Genomic DNA, 11074 nt, shown 5'->3' with positions numbered 1-11074 from the left:
GGAAGAGATCGGGTGTGATTGCGCTAAGCAGTCACACCCGATCCGCTTTTATAGCCGTAGCCGTAGCCAAAGCCGTAGTCAAAGCCTGCGAGCAAAGATACTCCCAGCAGATCCGAGAGCAAGCCTACGGGCTTCTGTCGCCTTTATCCCTCTTACCACCTTTCTGTCACCTCCTATCGCCTTCTGCTAGCTCCTAGCCTGCTTCTATGCCCCCGCACAACCTGCAGGTAGCCTAGTCTCCAGTCCAATATCAATATCTATATACTTCTAATACTATGCGGGCTATACAGAGGAACTTTTCTGCTATGTGCTTTCTTCTCATCTTCTAGCTCTCTTTTGTCCATTCTCCTAGCGATGCTCTAGTGGGTTGCATATCTGTGCCTTCTTCGTATCTTATCTGTCCTCTCTTCCTTTTCAGCCCTATTTCTCCTTTGATATTGGTATTCTGATTAGGGCCAGCTGCTCTGTTGCTTAGTGCTGACTCTTTGCTAGGAGAGGAAATAGATCAAACTTGCAGGTGAGAGAGCAGGAAGATTTGTATTTAGGAGCTAATATTCGCCTATTTCTTGCCTCGAGTTTGATCCCATATATATTCCATCAAGGCAAGCCTGTAAAAGCCCAAGAAAGGGGCTGTATAGGCCTCCTCATGCCTTTCTGGGGATGGGGAGCGAACTTGGGGGCTCTGCTTTGCTTGCTTTTATATAGGGAAGTCCTTATATTTGTGTGTGAATTTCGTTTAACTTATTAATACTCATTGACGCATATAAGGGTGATCGTTACCCGCCCTTGACTGTGTCACAAATCAGAGGTAATTATGGTTTGGGGTTATCATATACTCCGTTGCATCCTTGGCTTTCTTTTCGGGATGCTGCTTTACCTGCTCTATGTAGGCGCATTCCCTGAGGAGCCCTTGCATCTATGGGTCGGGGCTTTGGTAGGGGGAAGTGTCGCAATAGGGTGTATTATTTCGATAGTTATGGATCGGTTCCTACGCTAAGCGTTCGTTGAGATCCTAGCACTATTTAACTCTCTTGGCGGGATGGTTAAGTTGCCTTTAGACACCAGTTGTTTGGGGCTATCCTGCTTTACTTGGGTCTTGAGCTAATGGTTGGGTCTTGAGCTAATGGCGGATCTAGCTCCCTCTATGGAGCTCTCGAAGAGATCTACCTTAGGCGAGTTACAGATGTATGGCTACTAAGCTCACGTACCTTTCGTTCATCCTTTTATATCTATCCGAAGTCTACTCAAACTGAAACCAACTACTCATATATACGCGACGAGGGCGCACCAAGAGATCTTGGTGCGCCCTCGTCTTTTCTTTTGATCCTAGGTGTATGTTATCGCAGGGATTGAGTTTGTGGGGAGCTTATTGCCTTCCCTCGGTCTCTACCTCGGGGGCAATCTTCTTGACAAGCCCCTGCAGGACAGCACCTGGTCCTACTTCGACGAAGCGGCTAGCGCCATCTGCGACCATTGCCTTCACGCTCTCTGTCCAGCGTACGGGAGCGGTGAGCTGTGCGATGAGGTTACGACGGATCGTATCAATGTCTGTGGTGGGGGCAGCGGTGACGTTCTGATAGATAGGGCAACGTGGAGTGTGGAACTCCGTGGCCTCGATCGCAGCCTCCAGCTCTACACGGGCTGGCTCCATCAGAGGAGAGTGGAAGGCACCGCCGACGTTGAGGCGAAGGGCACGCTTAGCACCAGCCTCCTTGAGCAGTTCGCAAGCCTTGTCTACGCCCTCGATACTCCCTGAGATGACGAGCTGACCTGGGCAGTTGAAGTTGGCAGCTACGACGACAGCACCCTTGATGCTCTTGACGACCTCCTCGACCTTCTCGTCGGGCAGACCGAGTACGGCAGCCATAGTGCCGGGGTTAGCTTCACAGGCAGCCTGCATAGCTAGGGCACGCTTGGAGACGAGGCGAAGCCCGTCCTCGAAGCTAAGGGCGCCAGAGGCTACGAGTGCAGAGAACTCCCCGAGCGAGTGCCCTGCTACCATATCGGGCTGGAACTCCTCGCCGAGGCATACGGCACGGATTACCGAGTGTAGGAAGACGGCAGGCTGTGTGACCTTGGTCTGCTTGAGCTCCTCATCTGTCCCGTCGAACATGATGTCTGTGATGCGGAAGCCAAGGATCTCATTGGCCTTATCGAATAGCTCTTTGGCGATGGGATGGCTCGAGTAGAGCTCCTTCCCCATGCCTACGAACTGTGCCCCTTGTCCGGGGAATACATAAGCTGTTTTACTCATTTACTTCTCTGTTTGTTTGACTAGTTATGGGTTATGGTGATTATACTAATTCTAATGCTCTCTTGAGGATGCGCCAAGTGCGCTCTACCGAAGCGATGTGTACCTTCTCATCAGGTGAGTGTGGTGAGCGGATGTCGGGGCCGATGGAGATCATATCCATATTGGGCATGGCTCCCTGGATGATACCGCACTCCAGCCCTGCGTGGATGACTGTGACCTCGGGGGTCTTACCGAGCACCTCTTCGCAGGCTTTGCTCAGGGTCTTGAGGATGGGAGAGGAGGCATTGGGTGCCCAGCCGTTGTAGGCGCCGGAGAAGTCTACGTTGGCACCCGCTAGGTTCATGATGCTCTCGATCTCGGAGGCTACTTCCTCCTTCCTCGTCTCGGAGGAGCTACGTACGAAGAACTTCGCTGAGAACTTTCCGTCTCCGAAGGTCACACGAGCCATATTCGTCGAGGCTTCGACTATGCCAGCGAAGTCCGTGAGCATGCTCTGTACGCCATTGACGCAGCCTACGAGGGCGTTGATGATCGCATCCTGGATCTCCTCGGGGATGACCGTCTTAGGCATCTCGGTGCGCTCTAGGGTCAAGCTGATCGACTCCTCTATGCCCTTGTACTCCGTGCGCAGGGTGTCGAGGAAGTCTGAGGCGAGCTCCCACAGCCCATCGGCATCTGCCTCGGGGAGGGTAACGACGGCAAAGCACTCGCGTGGGATCGCATTACGAGCCGAGCCCCCGTCGAAGGAGACGAGGCGAGCACCATAGTCGGCGATGGCATACTTCAGTAGTCGGGCGAGCTGCTTATTGGCATTGGCACGACCGAGGTGGATGTCCATCCCTGAGTGTCCGCCACGTAGCCCCGTTAGGGCGATGCGTACGGCGATGTCACCCTCGGGTGTGGGCTCCTGGTCCTTATACTCTAGGTTTACATTGACGTCTATCCCACCAGCGCAGCCTACGAAGAGGAGTCCCTCCTCCTCACTGTCGAGGTTGATGAGGATATCCCCCTTGGAGAAGTCTGATTGTAGACCATTTGCCCCTACCATACCGACCTCTTCATCGATGGTGAAGAGGGCTTCTATGGGGCCATGCTTTAGGGTGTTGTCTGCTAGTACAGCCATAGCGTAGGCTGCTCCGATACCGTTGTCAGCTCCGAGGGTTGTGTCGCGAGCTGTTACCCACTCACCATCGATATAGGCATCTATGGGGTCACGAGTGAAGTCGTGCTGGATGTGGCTGTTCTTCTGGGGTACCATATCTAGGTGTGCCTGTAGGGTGACTACTGGGCGCCCCTCTAGCCCTGCTGTGGCAGGCTTACGGATGAGCACGTTGCCCGTCGCATCTCGGTGTGTCTCCAGCCCTAGTCGCTTGCCCAGCTCGAGCACGTACTCCTGTACGGCTTGTGTATGGCCAGTGGGGCGGGGGATCTGGGTCAGGTCGTAGAAGAAGCTCCATACGGACTGTGGAGCGAGGGATTTGATTTCTGTTGCCATAGCTTCTGTTCGTTGCGAGAGTGAGTGAAATAGGTTTAGTTAGTTATCTGTAGTCTCGGGGCTAGGCTGGGGGCCTCGTACCCGCTTGTAGTGTCTATTGATGATGGGCAGGGCGATGATCGCTCCGAGCCCGATGAGCGTGATCCATAGGGTCTGTGCCGTATGGACGATGAAGGCGAAGTCCTTGGCGGGTTGCTCGGCCATACCGAAGGTCGTGAAGGTGATGATCACCGCTGCATGCCATGCCCCCATCCCTGCCTGTACCGGTACGATCACCGACATACTGCTCATGGCGAAGGCGATACACGCTACCGAGAAGGGGATGTGCTGGGTCGCCTCAAAGGCAAAGAGCGCCAAGTAGAAGTAGAAGAAGTAGCCTACCCAGATCATCGCCGTGAGGAAGAGGAACTTCCCCCTCTGGGGCATGTGCTGGATGCTCACCATCCCTTCCCAGATATGGACGAAGAAGCGTGCTATCCTGCTCTCCCGACGGCATCTGAGAAGCCACACGAGTAGTGCCAGCGACCCCAGCCCGATGGCTATGAGTAGGAAGAACCATACCGACTGCACGAAGTCCATCAGCCCCAGCCACACCTCGGGGTGTGCTGCGAGGTAGTCTCTGAAGAAGTCTGTACTGCTCAGCACGATCACCACGAGGATCATCGAGAGCATACACACGTCTACCAAGCGATCCACGATGAGCGTGCCAAAGAGTCCTGCGAAGGGTAGATCCTCCCGACGCTCCATCTCCACACACCGCCATACCTCCCCTGAGCGGGGAATGCCCATATTGACTGTATAGGAGCCGAGCACGGTGCAGACAGCATTGATGCGCCTAGGGGGAGCACCATCGCTGACGATGGGACGAACGAGGAGCTCCCAGCGAAGTCCTCGACAGAGGTTGCTCATCAGCCCAAAGAGTAGGCTAAAGAGCAGGATAGGATAGTTAACCCCCGTACGAAGCGTCGTCATCAGCTCCTGCCAGTCCGTGTCTCGGTATAGGCCATAGAAGCCCAGCCCACCTAGCGATAGCGGGAGGACGATCCATAGGATCGACTTGAGTGTGGGGTTAATCTTCATATCTTCGTCGCTCCTCGGGGGTAGTCACTAGACCTCTCGGAGCTCTTCTGTGGAGGTACATCTAGCAAAAAGTACTACTTTCGTCTGAACAAATGTAATAAGTTTTATTGATTTCTCATGCAGCAAGTTAAAGCGAAGAAGGCTTTGGGCCAACATTTCCTCACCGATCTCTCCATCGCAGAGCGTATTGCGGACACGCTACGTCCCTATCAGGAGCTCCCTGTCCTGGAGATCGGCCCAGGGATGGGGGTGCTCACTCAGTTCCTCCTCGCTGGTGGGTATGATACGCGGGTCATCGAGCTTGATGCCGAGAGTGTAGCCTACCTTCACGAGCATTTCCCCCAGCTGGAGGGGCGCATTATACAGGGCGACTTCCTGCGTATCCCCGTGGAGGAATATATGCCCGATGGGGCATTTAGCCTCATTGGGAATTACCCCTACAACATCTCCTCGCAGATCTTCTTCCGTCTACTGGACTATCGGGAGCGTATCCCCTGCTGTGCGGGGATGCTCCAGCGTGAGGTCGCTAAGCGTCTGGCCTCGCCCCCAGGCAACAAGGACTATGGTATCCTCAGTGTCCTCCTGCAGGCTTGGTACGATGTCGAGTACCTCTTCACCGTCGATGAGCACGTCTTCAATCCGCCCCCCAAGGTCAAGAGCGGTGTCATCCGTCTCGTGCGCAACGAGCGTACCGAGCTCGGTTGCTCGGAGTCGCTCTTCAAGCAAGTCGTCAAGACGGGCTTCAACCAGCGTCGCAAGACCCTGCGCAATTCCCTAAAAGCTCTCTTTGGCTCCGACTACGATTACTCCGCCCCGATCTTTGGTCAGCGTCCTGAGCAGCTCGGTGTCGAGGAGTTCATCTCCCTAACGCTCCGCCTAGAGGAGCTACAGGCGAAGGCTTAGGGCATTCCCGTCCTTCCCTTCCTTGTCCAACATGTAGGCTCACCAGCTACTCAAAGTAAGCCTTCCCCCTCCACCCTCCATTTCCCCTATGGCGACAAGCAAACTGACGATCCGAAGGAGCACGCTCACCGACCTCCCTCGCCTGCTGGAGGTCACAGCACGTGCCCGAGCGTTCATGGCCGAGACGGGCAACCCTACGCAGTGGCGGGATGGCTATCCTACCGAGGCTGTCCTACGTGAGGACATCGCACTCGGTAGGGGCTACGTGTGCCAGACGGAGGAGGGGCGTGTCGTGGGCTCGTTCTGCTTCGCTCTAGGTGAGGATCCCACCTATCGGGAGATCACGGGGGCTTGGCTGAGTGAAGAGCCCTATGGGGTAATCCACCGCCTAGCCTCTAGTGGGGAAGTCAGGGGCATAGCACGCTTGGTCTTTGGCTGGTGCTTCGAGCAGATTCCCAATATCCGTGTCGATACGCATGCGGACAATCAGGTGATGCAGTCGCTCTTGATAGGTCTTGGCTTTGTCGTCTGTGGTACGATCATAGCGGGGGATGGCTATCCACGCATTGCCTATCAGCACCTCTTCCGAGGGGGCTAGAGTACTCTTACTTATATCGCTCAAACGCTCCTATAAAGAACGTCCTCGTCACCTATGTAAGGTGACGAGGACGTTCTTTATAGGAGCGCACCTGCGCTCTCGGTATGATCACTTTGCCCCTCTTGGGGTGTTTGATACAGAGAGGGTTAGTTGGGGATTTTGGGGCTGTTTCTCCAGCCTCGAGAACAGGTAAGCTAAAGAGTGACTGAGCGGAGGTGAGGTGTTGGGATAAAGAGGTATTTTCCTCTATTTGGAGTAGAGGTAAGGTTGGGGGGAAGAGGGAGGAATGGAGGTGGGAGGTGGAGGGACAGCGATCCCTTGGGGGGATTAGTAAGGTAGTGGCTGGGATGACAGTGGCTGGGACTAGGCTGGGCGAAGCTCCGAGAGTAGGAGGAATGCCTTCAGCGCATGACCCCAATAGTAGCCCCCTAGGGTGTTGCTCGTGGGAAGCACTCGGTGGCAGGGGACGAAGGGGGCAAGGGGATTGTCCCCGACAGCCGTCCCGACGGCTCGTGTGGCCTTGGGGCGGCCGATGTAGTCCGCCAGCGTATGATAGTGCACACAGCTCCCCCGAGGGATGAGGGTAAGTGCCTCCCATACACTGCGCTGGAAGGGTGTCCCCAGCAGGTGTAGGGGGGGTAGCTCGGGATGAAGCGCCCTGCTGTATAGGGAGTTTAGGGCTCCTTCGTGCCAAGGGTGCTGTGCCCGACGTAGCTCCTGCGGACGTAGCTCCCTGCGTACACGCTCCAGCGTCCCAGCTGGATCGCCGTAGGTGAAGGGGCTCATACACAGCCCCCGCTCACTGCAGACGAGTAGGAGCTCGCCGTATGGGCTGTCGTAGTAGTCGTATAGGAGGGTGAGCTCCTCTGCTTCACTTCGCTCCGAATGGATGAGCTCTAGCCCAGGGCGAGGGCTGAGTGGAGCGATGAGCGAGGAGAGGTGCTCGGGGGTGAGTAGAGGCAGGAGCTGGGAGGCGGGCTGGCCTAGCGCTCCTAGGAAGGCTTGGTCTAGCTCCTCGGCTTGGCAGCCGAGGGCGATAGTAATCTGTAGAGGGCTAGGCTGTGCCTTGCCTCGGGGATTGAGGAGGGCGAGGGCATCTAGGACGAGTCGCCTAGCCTGAGCGTCACACATTGGCTAGGTAGATGAGGATGGGGGAGTGGGTCTCCACTCGGATGACGTCCTCCTCGGCACAGTTCAGAGAGCCACTCCAGAGCTGGGGGAGGACATCTCCTCGTAGCGGCCAGCGTACACCTGTGAGGGAGACGGGGGTCTGAGAGAAGTTGAAGATAGAGACCTGCTGGCCTATCGTTACCTCGACCTCAGAGGGCTCCGAGAGGAGGATGAAGTAACCTTCGTCCGTGAGCATGATGAGCTCCTCGGTGAGGGGGGCATAGCTAGGTAGGAGGGCGAGGTTGGCCAAGAGGTGATCCTCACGTCCTCCGCTTGCTCCGAGGAGGGTGATGGCACGTGCCCCTCGGGTGTTATGCAGGAAGAGCATGGTCTTCGTCAGGTCATTGGTGTCCTGATCGGGGAAGCGATGTATACGCTCCCCTAGGAGTGCTCGTAGGGCAGGGGACACGGAGTCTAGGTCGCCGACGACGGCATCGGGTAGGATGCTGGTGTAGCGACGAAGCTTATTCACCGCCCCATCACAGCAGGTCAGCGTGTAGCCCTCTTGGTTGAGGCTCCAGCGGTCGAGCAGGGCAAGAGGCGTAGGGGCAGTGGGGAAGGCGCCATTGGCGAGGACGAGGTCTCGGGGGAGAGTCTCTTTGGTGTACAGTGGGTAGTGTTTCATGCGTTTTTCTCTATCCTTATTGTTCCGTCTTGGCTTGGCCCTTCATGAGTCGAGACCACTTGTGGTAGCCAAAGAAGGCGGTGACAAAGTTCACGACATAGACGAAGGTCGAGAGGTAGTCCTCGGCATTGAGGAGCGAGATGACCCCCGCAGCGTTGGCGATGATCCAGCAGATCCAGTGCTGGCGCCATCCACGTGCCATCCAGACCATCCCCACGATGGAGGATAGGGTGAGTAGGGCATCAGCCCAGGGGATCCTCCACTCGGGTAAATAGCCCGAGAGCCAGATCAGGGCTCCGTAGGCTACGGGCATACCGAGGAGTGTATAGCCCAGTGTTCGACGGGGTATGTCGGTGATAGGAGCTTCCTGCTCTCCCTCCTTGCGCCCACGGCGTAGCCAAGCGATCCATCCCCATATACTCGTGATGAGGTAGTAGATGTTGATGGCAAGCATCCCGTAGAGATGAGCTCGCCAAGCGATCGGTATCCAGAGCAGGGGGAGGATAATGCCCACGGGCCAGAGCCAGATACTCGCTCGGTACTCGAGGTAGAGCCAGAGTAGGGAGACGAAGACTGTGATGACCTCTAGGCGATGAGCGGCTAGGTAGGAGAGCAGGAATTCCATAGTGTAAAGATAGAGGAAATCCGTTAGAGCGAGATCGTTGTACCCATCAGGAAGTGGATGCCAGCCTGTGGATAGAGCTTCACTTCGCTGTAGTCGGGGCCTGTCTGTGCCTTGGCGTAGTCATTGACATAGCCGTTGCTGGCGTACTTCGCATTCAGTAGGTTATTGACCTGCAGATGCAGTGACCAGTGGCGCAGGAAGCTAACGGGTAGGGTGTAGCCTAGACGTAGGCTGGAGACCTGATAGGAGGGTAGGGAGTGAGCCTCTAGCCCGAGGTTGTCTAGGTACTGCTTGCCGACAAACTGATGGGTGAAGGCAGCCTCGAAGCCTCGGTAGGTGTAGCTCAGCGTATTGGTCATCGTGAGCGCAGGGGAGAAGGCGATAGGAGTCTCACGGAGCGTCTGACTGTAGAGCGGGGCTAGGTAGTTGAAGTCCGTAGCGTTGTCGATCATCGCAGCGTAGTAGGTGTAGTCCTTGATACGGCTACGGCTGAGTGCTAGGGCTGCATCCCAGCGGAGGGAGGGGATGATGAGCCATGAGGCACTTAGCTCGACGCCGGTGCGGTAGCTACGCTTGACATTCTCCTTGAGGAGCTCGCCGACGTCAGTGAGCTTACCATTGGCTACGAGCTGGTCATGATAGTCCATATAGTAGAGGTTGAGCCCGACAGAGAAGCCTTCGGAGCGGAAGGTGTAGCCTAGCTCGTAGTCGGTGAGTCGCTCGGGACGAGGGTAGTCCTTGGCGGTGACATCGGTATAGGCCTTGCGCGAAGGCTCACGATGAGCCACGGCTACTGAGCCATAGAGGGCATGCTGGGGAGCGATCTGCCAGAAGATCCCTGCCTTGGGGTTGAGGAAGCTGAAGGTCTTCTTCAGGTCAATCTGCTGCAGGCTCTGGAGTACCTCATTGTAGCCATCATAGCTACCCTGTATGCGGTAGTCGATGTAGCGATACTGGAGGTCGGCGAAGAGGTTCAGCCCTCGGGTGAGCTCGTAGGTCGCCTTAGCGAAGCCCGAGAGGTCGGTCTTGTGCGCATCCCCATCGTAGTATCTGTCGTTAGGCTCTACTTGGTAGGGGACAGGGGTGATCGGGGTACGCTCGCCATAGTGGTAGCCATGGTAGTGATTGCCCGAGAGGCCGATCGTGTACTCGAGTCGCTCGCCCTTGTAGTCGAGGGTAGCGATACCGCCCGAGAAGACGTTATCGAGGTACTTACGACGTAGTAGGGAGATCTTCTTGACTTTCTTGCCCGAGGTGTCGGTGAAGTTGGGTAGCCCGAACTTGACGAGCTTGCGCCCCGTACGGTACTCATCGGTGAAGCCATAGCCCTGAGTGTGGTGGGCGGTGAGGTTCAGATAGAGGGCAGAGGCAAGGCGCTGTGTGAGCTGAGCCTGATAGTGGTTCTGCTCATAGTTGTCGGTATTGTAGCGGTAGCGAGCCTCGGCCTTGGTGCTACCGGGGTTCATGTGTCCAGCGGAGTTGTAGGTGCGTCCGTACTTGGTCTCCTCCTTGCTGGTGATACCATTCCAAGCAATACCCGTGCGCTGCTTCCCCCCGAAGGCGAGGAGCTTCACGATGGTCTCGTCTGCGAAGTACCCCCCCTGCAGAAAGTAGGAGGTACCCTCGGTGCCACTACGATCGACATAGCTGTCGGTCGTGGTCTTGCCCAGACGAGCCTCTACAGCCCAGTGTCCACCGATACGACCTGTGGAGGCATGGAGCTCACGGCGTAGCGTACCGAAGGAGCCCCCGAGGAGGGTGACCGTGGCACGTGGCTCTAGGAGGAAGTTGTCGGTGCGGAGGTTGAGGCTAGCCCCGAAGGCCGCAGCACCATTGGAGGAGGTGCCGACCCCACGCTGGAGCTGGGCATCCTCTACGCTGGAGGAGAAGCCAGGCATGTTGGCCCAGAAGACCCCTTGGCTCTCGGAGTCGTTGAGAGGCACCCCATTGGTCATCACGTTGATCCCCGTAGCATCTACCCCACGTACACGCAGGTAGGTGTATCCGATCCCTATGCCAGCATCGCTGGTAGAGACGACGGAGGGGGACTGGATGAGGAGGTAGGGGAGGTCAAGGCCTAGGGAGACCTTCTGTAGCTTGGCCTTAGAGATGTTGGTGAAGGTCATCGGGGTCTTAGCCGATGCACGTGTGGCAGTCACTTGTACACCCTCTAGGTAGTGTGTGCATAGGCTATCCTGATCCATGTGAATAGCAGTAGCCGATAGGCAGGGTAGAGGAGCTCCTAGTGAGATAGCCACTAGGGGAAGGAGGGATTTTCTCTTCATCATACAATTACTTATAAATGATACGTAACGTAGAGCTGA

At 56.3% G+C, this 11074-nt stretch carries 10 protein-coding genes; 3 read left to right on the top strand and 7 right to left on the bottom strand.

Features of this window, described 5'->3' with window-relative positions; genetic code table 11:
- Window positions 1-190: hypothetical protein (locus tag QZ554_RS07190; protein WP_297195420.1), on the top strand; the 190-nt coding region annotated here is incomplete at its 5' end.
- A 1176-nt stretch (window positions 191-1366) separates the two neighbouring features.
- Here QZ554_RS07190 and fabD read toward each other — a convergent pair.
- From fabD to QZ554_RS07175, 3 genes are read right to left on the bottom strand one after another with little or no spacing between them, the layout of a single operon-like run.
- The gene (fabD, locus tag QZ554_RS07185; RefSeq protein WP_297195418.1) at window positions 1367-2254 is read right to left on the bottom strand and encodes an ACP S-malonyltransferase; all 888 of its coding nucleotides are present in this window, start codon (window positions 2252-2254) and stop codon (window positions 1367-1369) included.
- Window positions 2255-2294: 40 nt separating this feature from the next.
- Entirely contained in the window at window positions 2295-3749 is a 1455-nt protein-coding gene (locus QZ554_RS07180; RefSeq protein WP_297195416.1) for an aminoacyl-histidine dipeptidase, read from the bottom strand.
- A gap of 39 nt (window positions 3750-3788) precedes the next feature.
- Window positions 3789-4829 carry a lysylphosphatidylglycerol synthase transmembrane domain-containing protein gene (locus QZ554_RS07175; RefSeq protein WP_297195414.1) on the bottom strand — a complete coding sequence of 347 codons (1041 nt, stop codon included), beginning with the start codon at window positions 4827-4829 and terminating at the stop codon, window positions 3789-3791.
- Window positions 4830-4946: 117 nt separating this feature from the next.
- Between QZ554_RS07175 and rsmA the strand changes: the two genes are divergently transcribed.
- Together rsmA and QZ554_RS07165 are read left to right on the top strand one after the other, a co-directional pair.
- Window positions 4947-5732 (top strand): 16S rRNA (adenine(1518)-N(6)/adenine(1519)-N(6))-dimethyltransferase RsmA, encoded by a 786-nt coding sequence (rsmA, locus tag QZ554_RS07170; protein WP_297195412.1) that lies wholly within the window; start codon window positions 4947-4949, stop codon window positions 5730-5732.
- 88 nt (window positions 5733-5820) lie between these two features.
- The gene (locus tag QZ554_RS07165) at window positions 5821-6330 is read left to right on the top strand and encodes a GNAT family protein (RefSeq protein WP_297195410.1); all 510 of its coding nucleotides are present in this window, start codon (window positions 5821-5823) and stop codon (window positions 6328-6330) included.
- Between the two features lie 363 nt (window positions 6331-6693).
- On the opposite strand, the gene QZ554_RS07160 is transcribed toward QZ554_RS07165, so the two are convergent.
- From QZ554_RS07160 to QZ554_RS07145, 4 genes are read right to left on the bottom strand one after another with little or no spacing between them, the layout of a single operon-like run.
- Complete coding sequence (locus QZ554_RS07160) at window positions 6694-7461, bottom strand: methylated-DNA--[protein]-cysteine S-methyltransferase (protein ID WP_297195408.1); 768 nt, start codon at window positions 7459-7461, stop codon at window positions 6694-6696.
- On the bottom strand, window positions 7454-8125 hold the full coding sequence (locus tag QZ554_RS07155) for a thiamine diphosphokinase (protein ID WP_297195406.1): 672 nt from the start codon (window positions 8123-8125) through the stop codon (window positions 7454-7456). Before QZ554_RS07155 ends, QZ554_RS07160 begins: the two co-directional genes overlap by 8 nt.
- Window positions 8126-8141: 16 nt before the next feature.
- Window positions 8142-8750, bottom strand: coding sequence for a nicotinamide riboside transporter PnuC (gene pnuC, locus QZ554_RS07150; protein ID WP_297195405.1), 609 nt, complete (start codon window positions 8748-8750; stop codon window positions 8142-8144).
- Between the two features lie 23 nt (window positions 8751-8773).
- On the bottom strand, window positions 8774-11038 hold the full coding sequence (locus QZ554_RS07145) for a TonB-dependent receptor (RefSeq protein ID WP_297195403.1): 2265 nt from the start codon (window positions 11036-11038) through the stop codon (window positions 8774-8776).
- Window positions 11039-11074 lie beyond the last annotated feature (36 nt).

Source organism: uncultured Porphyromonas sp. (assembly GCF_915070105.1).
In the GTDB taxonomy this organism is placed as follows: domain Bacteria; phylum Bacteroidota; class Bacteroidia; order Bacteroidales; family Porphyromonadaceae; genus Porphyromonas.
This window is presented reverse-complemented; position numbering and strand designations above follow the sequence as displayed.